This is a genomic window from Microbacterium sp. str. 'China' (assembly GCF_002993305.1).
In the GTDB taxonomy this organism is placed as follows: Bacteria; Actinomycetota; Actinomycetes; order Actinomycetales; family Microbacteriaceae; genus Microbacterium; species Microbacterium paraoxydans.
Genome location: NZ_CP027434.1, coordinates 2495089 through 2519310, shown reverse-complemented (window position 1 = coordinate 2519310; position 24222 = coordinate 2495089). Strand labels below are relative to the sequence as shown.

The window sequence follows — 24222 nt, the reverse complement described above, 5'->3', positions numbered from 1 at the left end:
CATGACCTTCGTCCTCCGACGGGCCGGGCAGGCCGCGATCGTGCTGATCGCGGCCTTCACGGCCACGTTCTTCCTGCTGCAGCTGCTGCCGGGAGACGCCATCCTCATCAAGTTCTCCGACCCGAGCCTGGGGCTCTCGCCGGAGCAGCTCGACGACATCCGCGCGACCTACGGTGCCGACGTGCCGTGGGGGGAGCAGTACCTGCACGCCGGTCTCGGCTTCCTCGCCGGCGACTTCGGCTACTCGACCCAGTACGGCACGCCGGTGCGGACGATGCTCGCCGAAGCGCTGCCCGCCACGCTGCTGCTCGCGGCGCTCGGACTGGTGGTCGCCGTCCTCATCGCGGTCCTCATCGCGGCGCTCTCCGCGCTCGCGCCCTTCGCCTGGCTGCGGGACGGTCTGCGGCAGGTGCCGGGGCTGTTCGTCGCGGTGCCGGTGTTCTGGCTCGGCATCCTCCTCATCCAGGTGTTCTCGTTCGGGCTCGGCTGGGTGCCGATCGTGGGAGCCGATCCCGTCAGCGGCCTGATCCTCCCCGTCCTCACGCTCGCCGTGCCGATCTCGGCGCCCCTCGCCCAGGTGCTGGTCCGGTCGATCGACCGGGTGCAGGCACAGCCGTTCGTGACCGTGGTCCGGGCGAAGGGCGCGCCGCCGGCCTGGGTGCTCACCCGCGCGGTCGCACGCAACGCCGCCGTCCCGACGCTCACCATCGCGGGGGTGCTGTTCGGAGAGCTCGTCGGGGGTGCGGTGGTCACCGAGACGGTCTTCGGCCGCACCGGCATCGGACGCCTCACGGAGCAGGCGGTCGCGAACCAGGACATCCCGGTGCTGCAGGGGGTGGTGCTGCTGTCGGCCCTGGGGTTCGTGGTGATCAGCTTCGCCGTCGACCTCGCCACGCCCCTGATCGACCCGCGGCAGCGGCGATCGGCGCGCGCGGCCCGTTCCCGCCCCGTCCGTCCCGCCGCCCAGGAGGTGCCCGCATGACCGCTCCCGTCATCGCCGAGACGTCGGTCGAGACGTCGGATGCCCCGCCCGCGCCGTCCGCCCCGGCGCCCGTCTCCGCATCCCATCCGCGACGGCGGTCGCGCGCCTGGGGGCTGTACCTCGCGTTCGCGGTCGTCGCCGTGGCGGTGCTGTGGGCGGTGATCCCGGGGGTCTTCGCGCCGGGCGATCCGCTGACCGGCGTGCCCGCCGACAAGCTCCTGCCCCCGAGCGCCGCGCACTGGTTCGGGACCGATGCGCTGGGCCGCGACCTGTTCGGCCGGGTCGTCCACGGCGCGGTGCACTCGCTGTCGGGTGCGCTCATCGCCGTGACGGTCGGCCTCGCGCTCGGCACGCTCCTCGGGGCCGTCGCCGGTGCGACCGGCGGCATCGTGGACGACGTGCTGATGCGGATCGTCGACGTGCTGCTGGCCATCCCGGGGCTGCTGCTGTCGCTCTCCGTCATCATCCTGCTCGGCTTCGGCACCGTCAACGCGGCGATCGCCGTGGGACTCGGCAGCGTCGCCGCCTTCGCCCGGCTCATGCGCGCCGAGGTGGCACGGGTGCGCCGCACCGAGTACGTCGAGGCGGCCTTCGGCAGCGGCGGCACCTTCGTCGCCGTGCTGCGCCGGCATGTGCTCCCGAACGCCCTCACCCCGATCGTCGCGCTCGCCGCCTTGCAGTTCGGCACGGCCATCCTCGCCATCTCCACCCTCGGCTTCCTCGGCTACGGCGCTCCGCCGCCCACCCCCGAGTGGGGGCTGCTGATCGCCGAGGGACGCAACTACATCGCGACCGCCTGGTGGCTCACGGCGTTGCCCGGCCTCGTGGTGGTCGCCGTCGTGCTCAGCGCCAACCGCATCAGCCACCGGCTCGGAAGGAGCGCCCGATGAGCGCGCCAACCCCCGTCCTCACGGCGACGGACCTGCGGGTCTCGTACGCCGGCCGCGAGGTCGTGCACGGCCTCTCGTTCGCCATCGCCGAGGGGGAGACGCTCGCCCTGGTCGGCGAGTCGGGCTCCGGCAAGTCCACCACGGCGCACGCCCTCCTCGGCCTGCTGCCGGAGGGTGGACGGGTCGAGGGCGGCCGCGTCCGGCTCGGCGACCTCGACATCTCCGGATGGTCGGATCGGGCGTTCCGCGGCATCCGCGGGTCGGAGATCGGGCTGGTGCCGCAGGATCCGACGACGTCGCTCGACCCGGTGCGCCCCGTGGGCGTGCAGGTCGCCGAGGTGCTGCGCCTGCACGGGCATCGCGACCGTCGCTCCCGGAACGCCCGCGTGCTCGAGCTGCTCGAGCGCGTCGGGCTGGACGACCCCGAGCTGCGGGCGCGCCAGTATCCGCACGAGCTCTCCGGCGGCATGCGGCAGCGCGTGCTCATCGCGGCCGCGATCGCCCTCCGCCCTCGGCTGCTCATCGCGGACGAGCCCACCAGCGCCCTCGACGCCACGGTCCAGCGCCGCGTGCTGGACCTGCTGGACGAACTGCAGCGCGAGGACGGCACGAGCATCCTGCTCGTGACGCACGACCTCGGCGTCGCCGCGGACCGGGCGGCGCGGATCGCGGTGCTGAAGGACGGCCGGATCGTGGAGCAGGGGCCGAGTGCGCAGGTGCTCGCCGATCCGGAAGACCCGTACACGCGGCAGCTGCTCACCGACGCGCCGGCCTTCACGACCGGCTTCCGGCGTCCGGACGCGCCGCCGTTCCTCCGGGATGCCGCGGCGGTGGCGGCCGAGAAGCCCTACGAGATCGTGGCCGCGGGCCTCGTGAAGGAGTTCCGGGTCGCGGGTCGTGAGCGCTTCCGGGCGGTCGACGACGTCTCCTTCCGGGTACGGCGCGGGACGACCCATGCCCTGGTCGGCGAGTCCGGATCGGGCAAGTCCACGACCGCGCGCCTGGTCACGCGCTTCCTCCGTCCGGACGCCGGGACCGTGGAGCTCGCGGGGGAGGACGCGACGGCCGTCGAGGGGGCGCGACTGCGTGCGCTGCGCCGGCGGATCCAGCTCGTGTACCAGAACCCGTTCGCCTCCCTCGACCCGCGGCAGCAGATCGCCGACATCGTGGCCGAGCCGCTGCACAACTTCCGCGTCGGCACCCGCTCCGAGCGTCGGGATCGGGCGGTCGCGCTGCTCGAACGCGTGGCGCTGCCGGCGGATGCGGCACGCCGCACCCCGAGCGAGCTGTCCGGCGGGCAGCGCCAGCGGGTCGCGATCGCGCGGGCGCTCGCCGTCGACCCGGAGATCCTCGTGCTCGACGAGGCGGTGTCGGCGCTCGACGTGACGGTGCAGGCACGCATCCTCGAACTGCTCTCCGCGCTCCAGGCCGAGCTCGGACTCACCTACCTCTTCATCTCGCACGACCTCGCCGTGGTGCGCCGCATCAGCCACACCGTCTCCGTCATGCACCGCGGGCGCGTGGTGGAGGACGGGCCGACCGAAGAGCTGTTCCACGACCCGCAGCACGAGAACACCCGGGAGCTGCTGGCCGCGGTCCCCGGACGAACGGAGATCCTCGCATGAGCACCACCCCTCGTCCCACCGTCGCGTTCTTCACGCGGCTCCTCGACGACGCGTCCCCGGCCGACCGCTACCGCCTCGCCCTGACGCAGATCCAGCACGCCGAGGAGCACGGCGTGGGGAGGGCGTGGGTGGCGCAGCACCACTTCCGGGCTGCGGAAGGCGGGCTGCCCTCGCCGCTCGTCTTCCTCGCGCACGCGGCGGCACGCACCTCGCGGATCCGCCTCGGCACCGGGATCATCACCCTGCCCCTCGAAGACCCGGTCCGCGTGGCCGAGGACGCCGTGGTGGCCGACCTGCTCGCCGACGGGCGGATCGACCTCGGGCTCGGCAGCGGCGGTACCCCGTCATCCTTCGCGCCCTTCGGGGAGGACGTGCGCGACAAGGGGCCCACCTACGACCGCAAGCTCAGTCTCCTGCTCGACGCTCTCGCCGGCCGGGACATCGGTGCGGGGAACACGCTGTATCCGGACGCAGGGTCGCTGGCCGCGCGCATCTGGCAGGCGACGTTCTCGGCCCCCGGCGGTCATCGGGCGGGCGTCCACGGTCACGGACTGCTCCTGTCCCGCACACAGCCCCGCCCCCACGACCGGCTGCACGCGCCGCTGTCCGCGCTGCAGGACCCCATCATCGACGCGTACCTCGACGCGCTCCCCGCCGAGGCGACCCCGCGCATCACCGCCTCCCGCACCGTGTTCGTGGCGGACGACCGCGCCGAGGCGCTCCGGTTCGCCGAGGTCGGGTTGCGGCGCGCGGCCGAGGGCTTCCGTCGGCAGGGCCAGACGATCCCCGGAGACGACCTCGACGACCTCATCGCCGCTCTCGACACGCATCTCGGCACGCCCGAGGAGGTCGCCGCCTCGCTCGCCGCCGACGCCACGTTGCACCGCGCGACCGAGGTGGCGTTCCAGGTGCACTCGGTCGACGCGCCGCACGCCCACGTCCTGCGCTCGATCGAGCTGTTCGCGACGGAGGTCGCCCCGGCCCTCGGCTACGCGCTGAGTCCGCCGGATCCCGAGAGCACCCGCACGACCGAGAACACCCCCACCGTGAAGGAGAACGCATGACCGCCGACATCGTCGACCAGCTGACGGGGGTGACGCCGGAGCTGGATGCGCTGCGTCGTCGCCGTCCCGTGACCAGGGAGCAGCTCCAGGCGAGCTTCGACGCGCTGTTCCACCCGGTCTCCGCGGAGCACGTGTCGCTCGCGGAGCGCGCGCTCATCGCGGCGTTCGCGACCGCGCTCGCCGGTGCCGACGACCACACGGCGGAGTTCTACGCCGAGAGGGCCCGCGAGATCGACCCGGAGCGCGCCGCGATCGTCGCCCGAGTGGCCGACGCCGCCGCGACCACGGGACCGTTCGGCGCCTACACCGAACGCGGGCTGGAGGCCGAGAGCACCGACGGCGCGCGGTACGTGCCGGACGAGGCGGCGTCGGCCGCCCTGGGGGAGCGCCTCGCGGCGGCTCTCGCGCACACGCACCTGCTGGTGTTCCGTCCCCGCGAGGCATCGGGCGCCGATCTCGGCCGCCTGCACGACGCCGGCTGGTCGACGGACGGCATCGTGACACTGTCGCAGCTCGTGTCGTTCCTCGCCTTCCAGCAGCGGGTCGTCACCGGCCTGCGGGTGCTCCAGGACGCCGGACTCACCGCCACCGCCACAGATGCCTCCACCGACCCCGACACGGACACGGACACCGACACCGACACCGTCACCGACACCGACACCGACGAGGAGGCCGCATGACCGCCGCCGACACCGTGCTCCGCCACGACGACGCCCCGTATCCCGACGCCTTCACCCGCGCCGAGGTCGGCTGGACGCCGCACCTCGCGCCGCTGGCGGAGGAGGATCTCACCCCGCGACACCTCGACGGCCTCGTCGACGCCGCCCGCGCGAAGAACGAGTACTTCCGGCTGCTCGCGCGCGACCCCGAGGTGCTCCGCGCGCGCACCCTCGTCGACAAGGACATCTTCTACAACACCGCGGAGGGGCTTCCCCGCGCCGAGCGGGAGCTCGCCGCGACGGCCGCCTCCCGTCGGAACGGCTGCGTGTTCTGCGTCTCCGTGCACTCCCGGTTCGCGGCGCATCACGGCAAGCGGCCGGGGGACGTCGACGCGCTCCTCGCCGAGGGCGTGGACACGGATCTGGGGGAGCGCTGGAACGCGATCGTCGCCGCCGCGGTCGCGCTGACCGACACGCCCCGCGCGTTCGGTCCCGCGCACATCGCGCGCCTCCGTGCGGCCGGACTGGACGACCTCGAGATCGCCGACGTCGTGCACGGCGCGGCCTTCTTCAACTGGGCGAACCGGCTGATGCTCTCGCTCGGCCGCCCCGTCGCTCCCGCCTGACCGCGGGTCATGGGACCAAGATGATCTTCCCCGAGGCGGCGCCGGTCTCCATGAGCTCATGGACCTGGGCCGCCTCGGCGAGGGGCAGGTCTGGTGCTCCGAGCAGGAGCACTACGATCCGAACATGACGTCTCAGAACCAGCTCGACACCAGTGTGCCTGGTTCACCACACCAGGGGGCCGCGGCCGAGACCGAACGGGATCGGCTCCTGGTGGCGGCGCAAGTCTTCCTCACCGGCTTGACCACGTATGTCGCGATAGCGATCTGGTCGACCACCGCGGCCGGGTACACGGAGGGCTTGCAGATCATCGGATTCGCGGTCTTCTCCACTCCGCTCACGATCCTGGCGTTCCTGGCCGGGCTGCCTCTGCGTATCGTGCCGCGGGCACGTCGGTGGTGGTTTCGACACGCAGGGTGGTTCTTCGCCTTGTTCGGAGTCGCTGCGGGCGGTCTGCTTCTGTCCTACGTCGTCGGCGAAGCGGGACCGGTTCGCTATGCCCAGAGTGGATGGCCTGTGAGTGACGGTTATGTACCGGACGCGCGACTCTTCGTGCCATCCCTTGCTGTGCTGGCGTTCGCGACCATGCATCTTCGCCTTCCACCGCGCCGGAAGCCGAAAGCCGCCTGACCGATCAGTGTCTCCTGGGCGCGGCAGGACCCGCCCAACGCCGCGTGCGGGGTGCCGCCCGACGCTCTGTCAGGGTCGAGTTCAGGGGACGAGGATGATCTTCCCCGAGGCAGCGCCGGTCTCCATGAGCTCATGGGCCCGTGCCGCCTGGTCGAGGGGCAGCTCCGGGCCGAGTTCAATGGTGAAGTCGCCCGCGGCCAGCAGGTCGACCGTCTTCTGCAGCGCCTCGGCGCGCCACTCCAGCTCCTGCGGCGTGAGCGGCTCGGGCGAGCCGCCGGAGAACGCCCGGATACCGAAGTCGGCCGCGTCGGGGCCGCGGACGATGGTCGCGATGCGGTCGCGGTCGGCGACCAGGGCGAGGGAGGTCTCGATCGCCTCGTCGGTGCCCGCACAGTCCAGGACGACGGTCACGGGGGAGGGGGCCGCCGCGCGGACGCGGTCGAGCAGCCCGTCTCCGTAGGCCACGGGGATCGCGCCGAGCTCGCGGAGCTGGTCGTGCCGGGCGGGGCTCGCGGTGGCGATCACGGTCGCGCCCCAGGCGACCGCGAACTGCACGGCGGCCTGGCCGACCGAGCCGGAGCCCGCGTGTATGAGGAGCACATCGTCAGCCGTCACGGCGAGCGAGCGGAGGGACTGGTAGGCGGTGCCGGCCGGGATGCCGATCGCCGCCCCCTCGGCCGCGGTGACGGCGTCCGGGAGCTTCACGAGCTTGTCGGCCTCGACCGCGAGGGCGGAGGCGTAGGTCCCGAGCGTGTCGCGGATCGCGACGCGGTCGCCGACCTCGAACCCGTCCACGCCCTCGCCCAGCACCTCGATCACCCCGGCGCCGTCGAACCCGACCGGACGCGGCTCGGTGATCGGCGCGGAGGGGCGCTTGCCGCCGCGGAGCTTGGCGTCGATGGGGTTGGCGCCGGCCGCCTCGATGCGCACCAGCGCCTCGCCGCGGACGGGCACGGGGTCAGGCACCTCCATCAGGTGGAGGACAGCGGGGGATCCGAACTCGGTGTAGACGATCGCGCGGGCCATGCCCTCAGGCTACCCGGCGGGGGTCACTTCCCCGCGAGCGCCTTGGTGATCCGCTGCGGCGACACCGGCTGCGCGGTGCCGAGACGCTGGGCGAAGACGCTGACCCGGTACTCCTCCAGCAGCCAGCGCACCTCGACGATCGCGGGCGGAGCGTCGGGCGCGAGGGGGATCGTGCCCCCGGCGTCCGCGAACAGCACGGCCATCCGCTCGAACTCCGTCATCCGCGCGCGGTCCTTGCCCGGCTCGTTCGCGAGGGTCTTCAGCCGGTCGATCATGCCGTCGAGGTACCGGGGGAAGTGGGCGAGCCGGTCGACCCCGGTCGCCGCGACGAAGCCGGAGTGGAGCAGTCCGGAGAGCTGGCTGCGGATGTCGTTCAGCGGGCCGAGCAGCGCCAGCGCGTTCTGGGACTTGATGCTGCGCTCCACCTCCCGCGCCTTCGTCAGGATGCGCGCGACGAGGGAGACGCAGGCGAAGAGCTCGTCGACGAGCACGGCGGACACGGCGTCGCGCACCCGCGCGAACTCGGCCTCGGTGCGCACGACGCCGCGGTCCCGGCCGTCGGCGCCGCCGGTCGACGCGTCGATCACGCGACGGGCGACGGCGGCCCGGCAGTCCTCGATGAGCGCGGCCGCCGACGGATACGGCGAGGCGGCGAGTGCGAGCTTCTCCTGGCTGGTGAGGTGCTGCTGCACGTACGAGGACGGCGACGGCACCGCGAGCAGGACGAGACGGAGCACGCCGTCGCGCGTGGCGGCGGCCGCGGCGTCGGGAGTCGCCTCGACCCGCACCGACACGCTCGTGCCGGCATCGACGATCGCCGGATACCCCCGGACGACTCCGCCCGCGACCTTGGTGTCGATGACCGCCGGGAGGTCGCCGAACGTCCACGCCGTCAGCCCGGTCTGTTCGACCGGAGCGGCGGCCACGCGCTCCGCCCCGCGCGGTCCCGGTGTCTCCGCACGCCCGGGGCGCGCGATGGAGCGGGCGACGCTGCTGCGCGCGCGGTCGGAGAGCTGAGCCTGCAGCGATCGGAGATCGCGGCCGGACCCGACCACGCGTCCCCGCTCGTCCACGGCGCGGAAGTTCATGCGCAGATGCGCCGGCACCCGTTCGTCGTCGAAGTCGGCGGCCGTGACCACCTGGTTCGCGAGCGGCTGCACGAGCCGCGCGAGCGCCTCCTTGAGAGTGCGCGGGGGGAGGCCGCCGTGCACCTCAGGACCCTCGTCGGCCAGCGCCGCCCCGAACTTCTCCGCCCAGTCGGCGGCAGGGACGACGTGGCGCCGGATGGCCTTGGGCAGCGCACGCAGCAGTCCGGTGACGAGCTCGGCGCGCAGCCCTGGCACCTGCCAGTCGAAGCCGCGGTCCTCGATCTGGGCGAGCAGCGGCAGAGGCAGCACGACGCTCACGCCGTCGTCAGGCGCGCCCGGCTCGAACCGGTACGCGAGGCCGAGCACCTGGTCGCCCTGCGTCCACCGGGTCGGGAACTCGCGCTGGTCGGCGCGGTCCTCGTCGTCGATGAGGTCGCTCTCGCGCATCACGAGCAGCTTCGGCGTCGTCGTCAGCGCCTCGCGCCACCACTTCTCGAACGACCGCACGTCGAACACGTCGGCGGGGATGCGCTCGTCGTAGAAGCGGAAGACGGCCTCATCGCCGGCCAGGATGTCGCGGCGCCGCTCGCGCTCCTCGAGCTTCTCCAGGCGGCGACGGAGCTCGGCGTTGCTGCGCCAGAACGCACTGACCCGCTTGTCGATGCGGGACGGGTCCCATTCGCCCTCGACGAGCGCATGACGGACGAAGAGCTCGCGCGAGGCGGCCCGGTCGATGCGGGCGAACTGCACCCGCCGGCGCGGGATGATCTCGACCCCGAACAGGGTGACCTTCTCGAAAGCCACGGCGGCTCCGGCGTCCTTGGACCAGTGCGGCTCGGTGACCTGGCGTTTCGCGAGGTCGCCGGCGAGGGGCTCGGCCCAGGCGGGGTCGATGGCGGCGACGGTGCGGGCGAAGGTGCGGGAGGTCTCCACGATCTCGGCCGCCATGACCGCCCGGGGGCTCTTCTTGCGCAGCCCTGAGCCCGGGAAGATCGAGAACCGGATGCCCCGCGCGCCCCGGTACTCCGTGATCCGGCGGCGCGCGTCCTTCGCAGGGGAGTGAGCCTTCCCCGCGGGGGCGGTGCGCTCGTCGAGGATGCCGATCTGCGACAGCAGGCCGGACAGCAGCGCGCGGTGGATGGCGTCCGGATCGCCCGCGCCGCCCGGCTCCGCCCCGCGGTCGGGGTTCTTCACGAGCGTGCGGAGCTGGCGGTGCACGTCGAACCACTCGCGGACCCGCACGTAGTTGAGGTGCTCGCTGCGGCACAGCCGGCGGAATGCGCTGGAGCCGAGCTCGCGCTGCTGTTCGCGCAGGTGGTTCCAGAGGTTCAGGAGAGTGAGGAAGTCGCTCGTCGGATCCACGAAGCGCGCGTGCAGGCGGTCCGCTTCCTCGCGGCGCTCCTCGGGTCGCTCCCGGACGTCCTGGATGGACAGCCCCGCCACGATCGCGAGCACGTCCCGCAGCACCGACGGGGTCCCTGAGCCTGTCGAAGGGCCTGAGCCCCGCTGGGTCCCTGAGCCTGTCGAAGGGCTTGCCCCCCTCTGGGTCCCTGAGCCTGTCGAAGGGCCTGCCCCCCTCTGGGTCCCTGAGCCTGTCGAAGGGCTTGCCTCGATGAGCATGCGCGCGAACCGCGGGTCCATCGGCATCCGGGCGATGTCGCGTCCGATCCGGGTGAGCCGGGGGCCGTCGTCCGGCCCCCGCGCCGGGCGGAGGGCGCCGAGCTCGGTGAGCAGGTCGAACGCCGCCTTCACGCCCCGGGAGTCGGGCGGGGTGAGGAAGGGGAACGCGGTGATGTCGCCGAAGCCGAGCGCGAGCATCTGCAGGATGACGGAGGCGAGGGAGGTGCGCAGGATCTCGGGTTCGGTGAACTCGGGACGCCGCGCGTAGTCCTCCTCGGAGTACAGGCGGATGGCGATGCCGTCGCTCGTGCGGCCGGCGCGGCCGGAGCGCTGGTTCGCCGAGGCCTGCGAGATGGCCTCGATGGGCAGCCGCTGCACCTTCGAGCGGTTGCTGTACCGGGAGATGCGTGCGGTGCCGGTGTCGATGACGTACTTGATGCCGGGGACCGTGAGGCTCGTCTCGGCGACATTGGTCGCGAGCACCACGCGGCGACGGACGCCGGCCACGGTGCTGCGCTCGAACACCCGGTGCTGCTCGGCGGCGGAGAGCCGGCCGAACAGGGGGAGCACCTCGGTGGGCGAACGGTCCTTCGCGTAGGCGGCGCGCACGGCGTCGGCCGCGTCCCGGATCTCCGCCTCGCCCGGCAGGAACACGAGCACGTCGCCGGGCGCCTCCCGGTCGAGCTCGCGGAGTGCCGCGACGATCGCGCTCACCTCGTCCTCCGGCTCGCCGACGGCGTCCTGCTCCGCGTCCTCGTCGACGAGCGGGCGATAGCGGATCTCGACGGGATACGTGCGCCCCGACACCTCGATGACGGGCGCGGGGGTGCCGTCGGCGGCGGCGAAGTGCCGGGCGAAGCTCTCCGGATCGATCGTGGCGGAGGTGATGATCACCTTCAGGTCAGGACGCTCCGGAAGGATGCGGGCGAGGTAGCCCAGCAGGAAGTCGACGTTGAGGGATCGTTCGTGCGCCTCGTCGATGATGATCGTGTCGTAGCGCGTCAGCAGCCGGTCGCGGTGGATCTCGTTGAGGAGGATCCCGTCGGTCATCAGCGCGATCCGCGTCTCATCGGAGACCTTGTCGGTGAAGCGCACCTTGTAGCCGACGAGGGTGCCGAGCTCGACCCGCAGCTCCTCGGCCACGCGCTCCGCGATCGTGCGGGCGGCCAGGCGGCGGGGCTGGGTGTGGGCGATGCGCTCGCGGCCCAGTTCCAGCGCGATCTTCGGGAGCTGGGTGGTCTTCCCCGATCCGGTCGCACCGGCGACGATGACGACCTGGTGGTCGCGGATGGCGTCGGTGATCTCGTCCCTGGCCGCGCTGACGGGCAGCTCCGGAGGGTAGGAGATCACGGGGGAGGACATAGCCCTCCATCGTATGCCGGGATGCGCACCGGGGTCGCCGCGATCGCCGCATACGATCATCGGGTGATGACTGCTCTCCGCCCCGTGCGCTGGTTCCGTGATTTCGGGCGGCCGCCGCGCATCCTCGGTCTCGACGTCGCGCGGGGTCTGGCGATCCTCGGCATGGCCGGTGCCCACGTCGGGGTGACGGAGGCGTTCGAGTGGGGCGACCCGACCACCTGGACCGACCTCGTGCACGGCCGCTCCTCGATCCTCTTCGCGCTGCTCGCCGGCGTCTCCATCGCCCTCATGACCGGGCGCGACGTGCTGCCGGAGCGGGAGCGCCTGCCGAGCATCCGCCTCAACCTCGTGGGCCGCGGCGCGGTGATCTTCGTGATCGGTCTCGCCCTGGAGCTCCTCAACACGCCGATCGCCGTGATCCTCACCCTGTACGGCCTGCTCTACGTCGCCGTCATCCCCGTGCTGCGGTGGCGACCGCGGCAGCTGCTCCTCGGCGCCGCCGTCCTCGCCCTCGCCGGTCCGGCGCTGCTCGCTCTGCTCAGTGCGGTGGCGCTGCAGCCGTTCGGCGCGGGCATCGGGTTCGTGCTCTACGGCACCTATCCGATCACCGTGTGGCTGGCGCTCGTGCTCGGCGGCATGGCTCTGGGGCGGCTCCGGGTGCAGGAGGTGCGCACGGCCGTCGTCGCCCTCGTCGTCGGCGTGGTCCTCGCCGCGATCGGCTACGGCCTGGGCGCCCTCGGCGCGGGCGCGGGGCTGGGGGGAGAGACGGGATCGATCGTCTCCTCGACCAGCGCCTCCTCCGGGAGCGAGAGCATCGAGATCCTTCCCGACGAGAGCCTGTCGTCGTCGTTCATCCCCGACGATGTGATGCCGCCGTCCGGCTGGGAGAGCTATCCCGAGGCGCTCGCCGCGACGGATCCGCTCGGCTCCATGGTCCGCGCGGTCTTCGCTGTCGACCCGCACAGCGGTGGCACCGCCGAGATCCTGGGCTCCGGTGGCTTCGCCCTCGCGGTGGTCGCGCTGTGCCTGCTGCTGAGCCGTCCGCTGCGCTGGCCGCTGCTGCCCCTCGGTGCGCTGGGGTCCATGCCGCTCACGGCATACAGCCTGCACGTCGTCTCCGTCGTCCTCGTCGCGGGTCCCGGCGGCTTCATCGCGGACAACGCCTTCTGGGCGCTCACCGCCGTAGGACTCCTGCTGGTCACGACGCTGTGGGCGATGTTCGTCGGACGTGGTCCCCTGGAACGCCTCGTCGGAAAGGGCGCCGCCGCGATGGCGGCCGTCCCTCGCCGCTGACGCTTTTCGTCATCCACACGGGCGCACCTGTCATCACAGGTCCTAGGCTGGGGGGATGACCATTCCTGCACTCGAACTGAACGACGGCAACTCCATCCCCCAGCTGGGCTACGGCGTCTTCAAGGTGCCGCCGGCAGAGACCGAGAAGGCGGTGAGCGAGGCCCTCGAGATCGGGTACCGCCACATCGACACCGCCGCGATCTACGGCAACGAGGAGGGCGTCGGCGCGGCCATCGCGTCCTCCGGCATCCCCCGCGAGGAGCTCTTCGTCACCACGAAGCTGTGGAACGACCGCCACCACGACGACGAGCCCCGCGCCGCCATCGGCGAGAGCCTCGAGAAGCTCGGCCTGGAGCAGGTGGACCTCTACCTCGTGCACTGGCCCACCCCGGCGAAGGACGACTACGTCCACGCGTTCGCGAAGCTCGTCGAGCTGCGCGACGCGGGCCTGACCCGCAGCATCGGCGTCTCGAATTTCCTCGTGCCGCACCTGGAGCGCACGGTGAAGGAGACCGGCGTCGTCCCGGCTGTGAACCAGATCGAGCTGCACCCGGCCTACCAGCGCCGCGAGGAGGTCGCGTGGGCCGAGGCCAACGGCGTCCGCATCGAGGCCTGGGGTCCGCTCGGCCAGGGCAAGTACGACCTCTTCGGCACCCCGGCGATCGCGGAGGCGGCCGCCGCCCACGGCGTGACCCCCGCACAGGCCGTCCTGCGCTGGCACCTGCAGAAGGGCATCATCGTCTTCCCGAAGTCGGTGCGTCCCGAGCGCCTGCGCGAGAACCTCGACGTGTTCGGCTTCGAGCTGACCGACGCCGAGATCGCCGCGATCGACGCGCTCGACCCGCTCGACGGCTCCGGCCGCGTGGGCTCGCACCCCGACGAGGTCAACTGATCCCGCCCTCATACCGGCCGCGGGCTCGGCACTGACGCCGTCACCGAGCCAGCACTGACCGGAGCCTTGCTCCCGAGCCCGCGGCCCGCGGCTCGTCTCCGTTCCACATGACGCCCCGTGTCGCTTCGCGCGACACGGGGCGTCCGCGTGGGTACCGTCGAGCCCATGACAGCTCCGCTCCGCGTCGTCGCCGTCTCGGGCTCCCTCCACGAGCCGAGCAAGACCACCGCCCTCCTCCGTGCGATCACCGCCGCGGTCGCCGAGCGCGCCCCGGTCGAGGCGCAGCTGATCGAGCTCACGCAGGTCGGCCCCTCCCTCGCGGGTGCTCTCACCCGTGACCAGCTCCCGCCGGAGGTGGAGGCGAACCTGCGGGCGATCGAGACCGCCGACCTCCTCATCGTGGGCAGCCCGGTGTACCGCGCCTCGTTCACGGGGCTGTTCAAGCACCTGTTCGACTTCGTAGACCAGTACGCCCTGGTCGGCACGCCGGTGCTCCTCGCCGCGACCGGCGGGGGCGAGCGGCACGCCCTCATGATCGAGCACCAGCTGCGCCCCCTGTTCGCGTTCTTCCAGGCCCTGACGCTGCCGCTCGGCGTGTACGCGAGCACGACCGACTTCGACGGCTACGAGGTGGCGACCGACGTGCTGCGTGCGCGGATCGCGCTCGCGGCCGAGCGGGCCCTCCCGCTCGTCGGCTACACCCTGTCCCGCCCCGCGGAGCTGCTCGTCGGCTGACCCGGGTCCGGAGCCGGTGACCCCGGCGTAGCGTGGAAGCATGACGAACCGTCTCGCCGACACCCTCAGCCCTTACCTGCGGGCCCACGCCGACAATCCCGTCGACTGGTACCCCTGGGGGGAGGAGGCCTTCGCCGAGGCCCGCCGCCGGGATGTGCCGATGCTGATCTCGATCGGCTACTCCACCTGCCACTGGTGCCATGTGATGGCGCGCGAGTCGTTCGCCGACCCGGAGACCGCCGCCCGCATCAACGAGGGGTTCGTCGCGGTGAAGGTCGACCGCGAGGAGCATCCGCACGTCGACGGGGCCTACATGGCCGCCGCGTCGGCGTTCACGCAGAATCTCGGCTGGCCGCTCACGGTGTTCACCACGCCCGCCGGTCGCGCCTTCTACGCGGGGACGTACTGGCCGCCGGAGGCGCGACCGCCGATGCCCGCGTTCCGCGATGTGCTGGTGGCCGTCCGCGAGGCGTGGACGACGCGACGGGCGCAGGCCGAGGAATCCGCGGACGCAGTGACCGCGGCGCTCGCCGAGGCCTCGCAGGCCACGGCATCGACCCTGCCGGACACCGCCGCCCTCGCGGAAGCCGCCCGCGGCCTCGCTGCCAGGGAGGACGCGGAGTTCGGCGGCTTCGGCGGAGCTCCGAAGTTCCCGGTGGCCACGACCCTGCGGTTCCTCCAGGAGCCCCTCATCCGCGCGGCCGTACCGGAGGCGGCGGCTGCGGCCGAACGCGCCCTCGCGGCGATGGCGAACTCGGACCTGCGTGACGCCGACGGCGGGTTCTTCCGCTACGCGACCCGGCGTGACTGGACGGTGCCGCACTACGAGCGCATGCTGACCGACAACGCCCAGCTGCTCGAGGTCGCGCTCGACGCCGGCGACGAGGAGACCGCCCGCGGCATCGCCCGCTTCCTGCTCGGCACTCTGCGGCGCGCGGACGGGGGCTTCGGGGCCGCACAGGACTCCGAGTCGTGGATCGACGGCGTTCGCAACGAGGGTGGGTACTACCTCCGTCCGGTTGCGGAGCGCACCGCCTTGGAGCCGCCGGCGGTGGACGGCAAGGTCATCACGGGATGGAACGGCCTCGCGATCGCGGCACTCGCCCGCGCGGGCGCGGCACTCGGCGAGGACGCGTGGATCGCCGCCGCTGCGGAGGCCGCCGCCGCCGTGCTCGGCACCAATCGCGGGGCCGACGGCGCGCTCGTGCGGGCATCGCTGGACGGCCGGGCCTCCGCCGCGGTCGCCACGGCCGCCGACGTCGCGCTGCTCGCCGAGGGGCTGTTCGCCCTCGCGGCGGCCGCCGGCGACGTCGCTCCGGCGGTCACGGCCCTGGGCCTCCTCGACGAGGTGCTGGACGGCGCCGCGGGGGACGACCCGTTGCTCCGCGCGCAGGGCATCGCCGCCTCGCCCGACCACACCGACGGCGACCTTCCCTCGGACACGGCCGCGGTCGCGCAGGCTGCGCTCACCGCCTGGCGGCTCGGGGCGGGGGACCGCTATCGCGCGGCGGCGGCCGAGCGGGTGGAGGCCCTCGCCTCCCGGGCCCTCGCCCAGCCCTTCGCCCACGGCAGTCTGCTGCGGGTCGCCGCCGGACTCGCCGCGGCACCGCGGCAGCTCGTCGTGGTGACGGAGGAGCCGGGTGGGGCGCTCGCCGCCGCCGCCCGCGGGTCCGATGCCGATGTCGTCGCGATCGTCACGCCGGCGCAGGCCGCGGGGTTCGCCGCCGCGGGGTTCGAACTGTTCGACGGCAAGGAGGCGACCGCCGAGCGCGCCTACGACTGCCGCGCCTTCGTGTGCCGCCTGCCGGTGAGCGATCCGGCCGCGGTCTCGCGCGCACGGTGAGCGCCCTTCCCCGGCGCAGCGCTGTGCATTCTGCCTACCGCGCGGCCTCCGTCTGCCCGTCGAGTGCGCGCGATGCGCAGCTTCGAGTGCACGGTTTGCCCAGCGCCCGCGATCCGTTCTAGGGTGACGCGACCCCTCTCGGATCACAGCAAGGATGCTCTGACGATGACCCTCTCCGCCCGCACCGGTCTCGACGCCGTGCCCGCCTACCGACAGGGGCGCTCCGCCCCGGCCGGTGCCTCCAAGCTCTCCTCGAACGAGTCGCCGCATCCACCGCTGCCCTCCGTCGTGCGCGCCGTGCAGGACCGGGTGGCCGGTATCCACCGCTACCCCGACATGAGCGCCTCCGCGGTCCGGGAGGCGCTCGCCGCCCGATACGCCGTGGACCCGGCGCAGGTGACCGTCGGGGCGGGGTCGGTGGAGATCGCCGCCCAGCTCATCCACGCGGTGGCCGGCGAGGGGGACGAGGTCGTCTTCGCCTGGCGGTCCTTCGAGGCCTACCCCTCGCTCGTCAGGATCGCGGGCGCGACGCCCGTCGCCGTGCCGCTGGACGCCGATCACGGCCACGACCTCGACGCGATGCGTGCCGCGATCACCCCGCGCACCCGTCTCGTCTTCGTGTGCAACCCCAACAACCCGACCGGCACCGTCGTCGACGCCGAGGCCCTGGAGCGGTTCGTCGCCGCGGTGCCGCACGACGTCCTCGTCGTCATCGACGAGGCCTACGTGCACTTCGACCGCACGGACAGTCGCGGCGCCGGCATCGAGCTGTTCCGTCGCCACCCGCACGTCGCGGTGCTGCACACGTTCTCCAAGGCCTACGGCCTGGCCGGGCTCCGCATCGGCTACGCGATCGCCCCCACCGTGATCGCCGAGGCGCAGCGCAAGGTGGCCGTGCCGTTCGGGGTCACCGACCTCGCCCAGGCCGCGGCCCTCGCCTCGCTCGCCGCGGAGGACGAGCTCGCCGTCCGCATCGACGAGGTCGTGGCACAGCGCGATCGGCTGTACACCGTGCTCACCGCCGCCGGCTGGCCCGCCGTGCGCTCGCAGGCCAACTTCGTCTGGGTACCCGCGGGGGAGCGCACCGCCGAACTCGACGCCCTCCTGCACGCCGGCGGCGTGGTCGCCCGCGCCTTCCCCGGCGAGGGCATCCGCATCTCGTCCGGCTCCGCCGCCGACATCGACCGGGTGGAAGCCGCCCTCGAGACCGAGCTCGCCGAGGTGAACGCATGACCAATGGACGCATGACCAACGATCCCGTGACCGAGGTCCCCGTCACCACGACGACCACGAAGGGCCTGCACCCGGGCCTCACCCGTCGCCAGATCTCCATGATGGGGCTCGGCGGCGCGATCGGCGCGGGGCTGTTCGTCGGCTCCGGGCAGGCGATCAGCATCGCCGGACCAGCCGTGCTCATCTCCTACCTCGTCGCGGGCGGCATCGTCGTGCTCGTGATGGCGATGCTCGCCGAGATGGTCGCGGCCCGCCCGAGCTCCGGCGCCTTCAGCTCCTACGCCCAGAAGGCCATGGGGCGCAGCGCCGGCAGCGCGGTGGGCTGGTTGTACTGGATCCAGCTCGTCGTCGTGATCGCCGCCGAGGCGACCGGCGCGGCCGGGATCGTGGCGAACTGGGTACCCGGGATCCCGGCGTGGGTCTGGGTGCTCGTGTTCGTCGTGGCCCTCACCGCGGTGAACCTCTTCGGCGTGCGCAACTACGGCCGCTTCGAGTTCTGGTTCGCGGCGATCAAGGTCGCCGCGATCATCGCCTTCCTCGTCGTCGGCGTGTGCGCGATCGTCGGACTCATCCCCGGCGTGCCGGCGACCGGCATCTCGAACCTCGTGGACCAGGGCGGCTTCGCGCCGCACGGCATCACCGGCATCGCCGCGGCGCTCCTCATCGTGGTCTTCGCGTTCGGAGGCACCGAGGTCGTCGCGATCGCGGCCGCCGAGTCGGACGATCCGTCCCGCAACATCCGCCGGATCGTGCGCGAGGTGCTCGTGCGCATCCTCATCTTCTACGTCGGCTCGATCTTCGTCATCGTCGCGGTACTCCCGTGGGACGACCCCGCTGTCCAGGCCGGTCCGTTCTCGGCCGTGCTGGACACGCTGAACATCCCGGGCGTCGGCCTCGTGATGGACCTCATCGTGGTGATCGCGCTGCTCTCGGCCATGAACGCCAACATCTACGGCGCCTCCCGGATGGCGTACTCGCTGGGGGAGCGGGGGCTGGCGCCGCTGTCCGTCACCCGGACGAGCCTCAAGGGCGTGCCGTTCGTCGCCGTCCTCGCCTCGGTCGCCTTCGGCTTCGTCACCGTCGGGCTGAACTGGGCGTTCCCCGACGTCGTGCTTCCGGCGCTGCTGAACGTCGTGGGATCCACCCTGCTGGTGATCTGGACGGCGACGGCGATCTCGCAGATCGTGCTGCGCCGGCGGGCCGACCGCGCCGGCGAGGCGATGCCGATGCGGCTCTGGGGCTTCCCCTGGGTCTCGTGGCTCTGCCTGGCGCTGCTCGCAGCGGTGATCGCGCTGGCGATGATCGACCCGGCCGCGCGCATCCAGCTGCTGCTCACGCTCGGGCTCACCGCCGTGCTGCTCGTCGTCGCCCGCCTGACGCGGGGTGTGTCCCGCCCCGGGATCGTTAAGGAGTGACGTGCGGATCGATCGCCTCGACGCCGCGTTGATCCGGCTGCTGACGGAATCGCCGCAGCTGCCCCTGCTGGAGTGCGCACGCCGGCTGGGCATCGCGCGGGGGACGGCCACCAGCCGTCTCGCGCGCCTGCACGAGGGCGGGGTGATCGAGGCGATCGTGCCGCGCATCGACCCCGCCGGCTTCGGGTACGGCGTCGTGGCGTTCTGCCTCGTCGAGATCGATCAGAAGGTCGGACACGACGACGTCGCCACCGCCCTCGCGGACGCGGTGCCGGAGATCGTCGACATGCACACCGTCACGGGCGCGAGCGACATGCAGCTCCGGCTCGTCGCCCGCGATGCGACGCGGCTCCAGGAGGTGCTGGACCGGGTGGCCCTCGTGCCGGGCGTCGCGCGGACCGCGTCCTCCATCGCGATGCGCACGCACCTCTCCGGTCGCGTGCTCCCGCTCGTGGAGCACGTGGCCGACGAGACCCCCTGACAGGGCGCGGGGCCGCCAGCCCGTCCGTCAGACCCAGCCGGGCAGCCAGTTGTGCAGGCGCCAGAAGTCGTAGGGAACGCTCATCCCCGTCCACAGCGGCAGGAAGAACGCCGAGACCAGGACGACGACGCCGAGGTAGATCAGGACGGTGCGCTCTCCCGACTGGCGGCGCGGGAGCGGATCCTCCTGGCGCCCGGCGATGATCCGCAGCGTGACGGTGAGCGCGAGCACGAGGAACGGCATCATCACGACCGTGTAGAACTGGAAGATCGTCCGGTCGGGGAACATCAGCCAGGGCAGATACGTCACCGCGAGCCCCACGAGCGGCAGGCTGAGCGCCGGGCCGACCGGCTGCCGCGTGATCCAGCCGCGGATGAGGCGGTAGAGCAGGTACACGCTGGCCGCGACGCCGCCGTACCAGATGAGCGGGTTGGGGATCGCCGAGATCACGCCGATGCAGCGGTCGACGCCGCAGCCGGTCGGATCGCTGTCCACCCACACCGCGGTCGGGCGGAGCAGGAACGGCCACTCCCAGGCCGGGCTCGCGTAGGGGTGCCCGCGGGTGAGGCCCACGTGGAAGCCGAGCATCGCCTCGTGGTAGTTCCACAGGGCGACGAGCGGGTTCGGGTCGCTGCCGCGGTCGTAGCCGTTCGCCGTCACCAGCCACCCGGTCCAGCTCGCGAGGTACACCGCGAGAGCGGGGAAGACGAGGAGGACGAACGACACCGGCCCCTGGCGGAAGACCGCGGACGCCGGCCACACGACGACCCCGCCGCGGCGCCGGGCGAGGGCATCGGTGATGACGACGTAGAGTCCGAAGCCCGCGAGCACGTACAGCCCCGACCACTTCACCGCCGAGGCGGCGCCGAGCGCGAGGCCCGCGGCGACGAGCCAGGGACGGCGCCAGAGGATCGGTCCCCACAGCGGGTGCTCGTCGTCGGGGTTCCGGCGTTCGAGCAGCGGGATCGTGCGCTGGCGGTCGATGAGCACGAACAGCACGCCCAGCAGCACGAAGAAGGTGAGGATGCCGTCGAGCAGCGCGATCCGGCTCATCACGATGCTGAGGCCGTCGATCGCGAGGAGGGTGCCGGCCACGGTCGCCGCCACGAGCGAGCCGGTCAGGCGCCGGGCGATGAGGAACACCAGCAGCACCGATCCCGCACCGAGGAGGGCGGTCGCCAGACGCCAGCCGGCGCTGTTGTCCGGGCCGCCGATGGCCATGCCGAGCGCGATGAGCCACTTCCCGAGCGGCGGGTGCACGATGAACGCGCCCTTGTTCGTCAGCGGGAGCTCCTGCAGGGTGACGAAGGCGTCGTTCGCGTTCTCGCCCCACACCCCCTCGTAGCCGAGACTCCACAGCGACCAGGCGTCCTTGACGTAGTAGGTCTCGTCGAAGGCGAGCTGGTGCGGGTGGCCGACGTTCGCCAGGCGCAGGACCGCCGCGAGAGCGGTGACCAGCAGCGGGGCCAGCCAGCCGATCGCCCGGCCCCAGTCCGGCGCGTGCAGCACACGGTCGCGGAGCCGCTCGTAACGCGTGAGGCGCTCCTCGGGGAGGGGCAGGAGGGGCTCGGGCGCGGTCACCGGTCCAGCCTAGACACACTCCGCTCTGTGCTCCCGGTCTGCCGGCTCCGGTCCCGTCTCGAGGGTCCACCAAGGGGCCGCGCCTAAGCTGGGCGGGTGATCATCCTCGCCGCGACCCCGATCGGAAACCTGGGCGATGCGTCGCGGCGCCTCGTGGAGGTGCTGGAGAACGCGGAGATCGTCGTCGCGGAGGACACCCGCACGACGCAGCGGCTTTTGCAGGCCCTCAAGATCGACAACCGGCCCCGGCTGATCGCGCTGCACGACCACAACGAGAAGCAGAAGGCCGCGGAGCTGGCCGCGCTCGCCGCGGAGACCGACCTCGTGGTGCTGAGCGATGCGGGCATGCCGACCGTGAGCGATCCGGGATACGGCCTCGTCGCCGAGGCGGTGGCGCAGGGGGTCACGGTGACCGCGATCCCGGGGCCGAGCGCAGTGCTCATGGCCCTGGCGATCTCGGGGCTGCCGACGGATCGCTTCACCTTCGAGGGGTTCCTGCCGCGGAAGCCGGGGGAGCGCCGGGCGACCCTCTCCGCCCTCGCCGCCGAGCCGCGAACGATGGTGTTCTTCGAGTCGCCCTCGCGCCTGGCGACGACCCTCACCGACATGGGGGCCGCCTTCGGCGCGGACCGCCGGATCGCCGTGTGCCGGGAGCTGACGAAGCTATACGAGGAGGTCCGTCGTGGCACCGCGTCCGAGCTCGCCGCCTGGGCCGCCGACGGGGTGAAGGGCGAGATCGTGGTGGTCGTCGAGGGGGCGCCGCGGCGGGACGCCTCCCCGGAGGACGCCCTCGCCCAGGTGCAGGCCCTGGTCGCGGACGGCACCCGCCTGAAGGAGGCGGCCTCCGAGGTCGCGGCCCTGACGGGCTTGTCCTCCCGGGATCTGTATCAGGCGGCCCTCGCCGCCCGGTCGCGGTGACCCCCGTCGCAGATTCGCACCGGGGTCGCAGTGACCCGCGGGACGGCTGCGACATAAGCCCGGATCTGCGACCTCCCGCGGGAGCGGACTCGGTCGCAGATTCGCACTCCGGTCGCAGGGATGCGGGGGACGGCTGCGACATGAGCCCGGATCTGCGACCTCCCGCGGGAGCGGACTCGGTCGCGCGCGCCTACGACGCGAGGGCTGAGGAGTACCGGGAGGTCGCGGGAGACCTGGGGCTGATGGATCCCCGTGACCGAGAGCTCATCCGGAAGTGGCGCGACGAGACCCCGGGACGGCTGCTCGACGCGGGGTGCGGCCCCGGCCACTGGACGGCCTTCCTGCACGGGGATGACGGCGCAGAGTTCGGAACCGGGCGGGACGTCGAGGGGATCGATCTCTCCACGGCCTTCATCCGCGGGGCGAGGGTGCAGTATCCGCACCTCTCGTTCCATCACGGGTCGTTCCGGACGCTGCCGCAGGCATCGGGCACCGTCGGCGGCGTCCTCGCGTGGTATTCCGTGATCCACACCCCTCCGGCCGAGCTCCCGGACGCATTCGCCGAGTTCGCTCGGGTGCTCGCCTCCGGCGGAGGACTGCTCCTCGGCTACTTCGTCGGCGAACCCCGGGCGGTCTTCCCTCATGCCGTCGCACCCGCGTTCTTCTGGACCGCCGAGGCCCTGGCCCCGCTGCTCGCCGCGGCCGGTCTCGAGCTGCAGTGGTCCGAGACCCGCGAGCGCGAACCCGGCGAGATCAGCTCTCGCCCCCACGGAGCCCTCCGCGCCCTCCGCTCGTGACCCGCCGCGTCCAGGCACACTCTCGCAGATCCGCACCCCGTCGCAGGTCTGCACTGTGTCGGACATTTGCATTGTGTCGGACATTTGCACTGTGTCGGACATACGCATCGTGTCGCAGGTTCTGGCCCCATCCCTGCGACACCGACGGGAATCTGCGCCCGCGCGCGGGAGGGGGCACCGGGGGAGACTGTCCTACGCTGACAGGACCAGGACCAGGACCGCGACGAGAGGAGTCCGCGTGAGCAAGGCCGCGACGGTGTACGACGTCGCCGATCGCGCCGGAGTGTCGATCGCGACCGTGTCGCGGGTGTTGCGCTCGCCGGAGGCCGTCCGTCCGGTGACCCGGGAGCGGGTGCTCGACGCGGTCGCCGCGCTGGGGTACGTCCCCAGTGGGAGCGCGCGGGGACTCGCGGAACGCCGGACCGGGGTGCTGGGGCTGTACTTCCCCGGATTCGACGCCGCCGAGGACGCCCCGCCCCTCGACGTGCTGTCCGCCGCCGCCCGCCCGCCGTTCACGGTCGTGTCGGACGAACAGGACCCGCCGCACTCCTCGATGCTGTTCCTCGACGAGGTCCTCCGCGGCGCCGAGCTGGAGGCGTGGAAGCAGGGGTTCGTGCTCATGGTGGGCGTCGGCCGCGATGATCCCGACCGCTCCACCGTCCGCGACATGGCCGGCCGCGTGGACGGGCTCATGGTGCTCGCCCGCAGTGTGCCGGACGACGTGCTCGCCCGACTGGCCCGTCGTATCCCGGTGGTCGTGCTGTCCGGCCCGCCGCGCGGCGATGCCTACGACCACGTCACGGTGAGCAACGTCGAGGCGATGGGGGAGCTGACCCGCCACGTGCTGTCCCAGGTCGGGGAGGGGGAGATCGCGTTCCTCGCCGGCCCGGCCGACTCGCCCGACGCCGAGCAGCGGTGGGAGGGCGTGTCGACCGCGCTCGCCGCGGCGGGGCGCGACCCGGCAGCGGTGCGCGTGCTCCGGGGCGATTTCACCCGGGCCTCCGGTCGCAGGGCCGGGGAGGACCTCCTGCGTGATGGCGTGCCCGCCGCTCTCATCGCCGCCAACGACCAGATGGCCCTCGGGGCGATGGACGTGTTCCGAACCGCGGGCGTGCGGGTGCCGGACGACGTCCTCGTCACGGGGTTCGATGGCATCGAGGCGGCGACCCTGGTGTCGCCGCCACTGACCACGATTCGGCAGCCGATGATCGAGCTCGGGCGTGCGGCGGTGCAGGTGCTCGCGCGACGGCTGGAGCAGCCGGACGCCCCGCCGCTCACGACGCGTCTGCCCCTCCAGATCCTCCTCCGCGAGAGCTCCACGCGCCCGGCCTGAGTCGCCGCGACCGCGCCGCCCCGGAGGACCCCCTGGCTCACCACGGGGTTGCCGATTCAAAATGTATGCGCTTACAATCTGGTGTACGGCTTCGGCCGGCAGGACTCCCCACCCCCCGGGGCGCCCTTCAT

20 protein-coding genes are annotated in these 24222 nt (G+C 72.7%); 17 read left to right on the top strand and 3 right to left on the bottom strand.

Annotated elements, in window-relative coordinates:
- The first annotated feature begins 1 nt into the window (after position 1).
- Genes C6C15_RS12110 through C6C15_RS12080 form a run of 7 tightly spaced genes read left to right on the top strand, consistent with a single transcriptional unit; the run spans position 2 to position 6474 of the window.
- On the top strand, positions 2-982 hold the full coding sequence (locus tag C6C15_RS12110; protein ID WP_105950227.1) for an ABC transporter permease: 981 nt from the start codon (positions 2-4) through the stop codon (positions 980-982).
- The gene (locus C6C15_RS12105; protein ID WP_105950226.1) at positions 979-1872 is read left to right on the top strand and encodes an ABC transporter permease; all 894 of its coding nucleotides are present in this window, start codon (positions 979-981) and stop codon (positions 1870-1872) included. The genes C6C15_RS12110 and C6C15_RS12105 overlap by 4 nt, the downstream gene beginning before the upstream one ends.
- The gene (locus C6C15_RS12100; protein ID WP_105950225.1) at positions 1869-3497 is read left to right on the top strand and encodes a dipeptide ABC transporter ATP-binding protein; all 1629 of its coding nucleotides are present in this window, start codon (positions 1869-1871) and stop codon (positions 3495-3497) included. Before C6C15_RS12105 ends, C6C15_RS12100 begins: the two co-directional genes overlap by 4 nt.
- Entirely contained in the window at positions 3494-4561 is a 1068-nt protein-coding gene (locus tag C6C15_RS12095) for a putative FMN-dependent luciferase-like monooxygenase (RefSeq protein WP_105950224.1), read from the top strand. Before C6C15_RS12100 ends, C6C15_RS12095 begins: the two co-directional genes overlap by 4 nt.
- On the top strand, positions 4558-5241 hold the full coding sequence (locus C6C15_RS12090; RefSeq protein WP_105950223.1) for a CMD domain protein: 684 nt from the start codon (positions 4558-4560) through the stop codon (positions 5239-5241). Before C6C15_RS12095 ends, C6C15_RS12090 begins: the two co-directional genes overlap by 4 nt.
- A complete protein-coding gene (locus C6C15_RS12085) occupies positions 5238-5846 on the top strand; it encodes an alkylhydroperoxidase domain protein (protein ID WP_105950222.1) in 609 nt (202 codons plus the stop codon). The genes C6C15_RS12090 and C6C15_RS12085 overlap by 4 nt, the downstream gene beginning before the upstream one ends.
- Before the next feature lie 58 nt (positions 5847-5904).
- The gene (locus C6C15_RS12080) at positions 5905-6474 is read left to right on the top strand and encodes a hypothetical protein (protein ID WP_105950221.1); all 570 of its coding nucleotides are present in this window, start codon (positions 5905-5907) and stop codon (positions 6472-6474) included.
- 81 nt (positions 6475-6555) lie between these two features.
- Here C6C15_RS12080 and C6C15_RS12075 read toward each other — a convergent pair whose 3' ends face one another.
- Both C6C15_RS12075 and hrpA read right to left on the bottom strand, forming a co-directional pair.
- Positions 6556-7500, bottom strand: a complete 945-nt coding sequence (locus C6C15_RS12075) for a quinone oxidoreductase family protein (RefSeq protein WP_105950220.1) — start codon at positions 7498-7500, stop codon at positions 6556-6558.
- Positions 7501-7523: 23 nt separating this feature from the next.
- Positions 7524-11570, bottom strand: a complete 4047-nt coding sequence (hrpA, locus tag C6C15_RS12070; RefSeq protein ID WP_105950219.1) for an ATP-dependent RNA helicase HrpA — start codon at positions 11568-11570, stop codon at positions 7524-7526.
- 66 nt (positions 11571-11636) lie between these two features.
- On the opposite strand from hrpA, the gene C6C15_RS12065 reads away from it, so the two are divergent.
- The 7 genes from C6C15_RS12065 (at position 11637) to C6C15_RS12035 (ending at position 19462) form a co-directional block, all read left to right on the top strand.
- Positions 11637-12863, top strand: coding sequence for a heparan-alpha-glucosaminide N-acetyltransferase domain-containing protein (locus tag C6C15_RS12065; protein ID WP_217584163.1), 1227 nt, complete (start codon positions 11637-11639; stop codon positions 12861-12863).
- A gap of 55 nt (positions 12864-12918) precedes the next feature.
- Positions 12919-13755 carry an aldo/keto reductase gene (locus C6C15_RS12060; RefSeq protein ID WP_060923596.1) on the top strand — a complete coding sequence of 279 codons (837 nt, stop codon included), beginning with the start codon at positions 12919-12921 and terminating at the stop codon, positions 13753-13755.
- 165 nt (positions 13756-13920) lie between these two features.
- On the top strand, positions 13921-14490 hold the full coding sequence (msuE, locus tag C6C15_RS12055) for an FMN reductase (protein WP_105950217.1): 570 nt from the start codon (positions 13921-13923) through the stop codon (positions 14488-14490).
- Between the two features lie 40 nt (positions 14491-14530).
- Complete coding sequence (locus C6C15_RS12050; protein WP_105950216.1) at positions 14531-16333, top strand: thioredoxin domain-containing protein; 1803 nt, start codon at positions 14531-14533, stop codon at positions 16331-16333.
- A 165-nt stretch (positions 16334-16498) separates the two neighbouring features.
- Positions 16499-17566 carry a histidinol-phosphate transaminase gene (gene hisC / locus C6C15_RS12045; protein WP_105950215.1) on the top strand — a complete coding sequence of 356 codons (1068 nt, stop codon included), beginning with the start codon at positions 16499-16501 and terminating at the stop codon, positions 17564-17566.
- An 11-nt stretch (positions 17567-17577) separates the two neighbouring features.
- Entirely contained in the window at positions 17578-18981 is a 1404-nt protein-coding gene (locus C6C15_RS12040) for an amino acid permease (RefSeq protein ID WP_105950817.1), read from the top strand.
- Between the two features lies 1 nt (position 18982).
- Positions 18983-19462 carry an Lrp/AsnC family transcriptional regulator gene (locus C6C15_RS12035; RefSeq protein ID WP_105950214.1) on the top strand — a complete coding sequence of 160 codons (480 nt, stop codon included), beginning with the start codon at positions 18983-18985 and terminating at the stop codon, positions 19460-19462.
- 27 nt (positions 19463-19489) lie between these two features.
- Here C6C15_RS12035 and C6C15_RS12030 read toward each other — a convergent pair whose 3' ends face one another.
- Positions 19490-21043 (bottom strand): dolichyl-phosphate-mannose--protein mannosyltransferase, encoded by a 1554-nt coding sequence (locus tag C6C15_RS12030; RefSeq protein ID WP_105950213.1) that lies wholly within the window; start codon positions 21041-21043, stop codon positions 19490-19492.
- 96 nt (positions 21044-21139) lie between these two features.
- On the opposite strand from C6C15_RS12030, the gene rsmI reads away from it, so the two are divergent.
- The 3 genes from rsmI (at position 21140) to C6C15_RS12015 (ending at position 24091) form a co-directional block, all read left to right on the top strand.
- Positions 21140-21961: a 16S rRNA (cytidine(1402)-2'-O)-methyltransferase gene (rsmI, locus tag C6C15_RS12025; protein WP_060922809.1), complete on the top strand. Its 822-nt coding sequence runs from the start codon at positions 21140-21142 to the stop codon at positions 21959-21961.
- Positions 21962-22101: 140 nt separating this feature from the next.
- A complete protein-coding gene (locus C6C15_RS12020) occupies positions 22102-22758 on the top strand; it encodes a class I SAM-dependent methyltransferase (RefSeq protein WP_105950212.1) in 657 nt (218 codons plus the stop codon).
- A gap of 238 nt (positions 22759-22996) precedes the next feature.
- Complete coding sequence (locus C6C15_RS12015) at positions 22997-24091, top strand: LacI family DNA-binding transcriptional regulator (protein WP_105950211.1); 1095 nt, start codon at positions 22997-22999, stop codon at positions 24089-24091.
- The last annotated feature ends 131 nt before the right edge of the window (positions 24092-24222 follow it).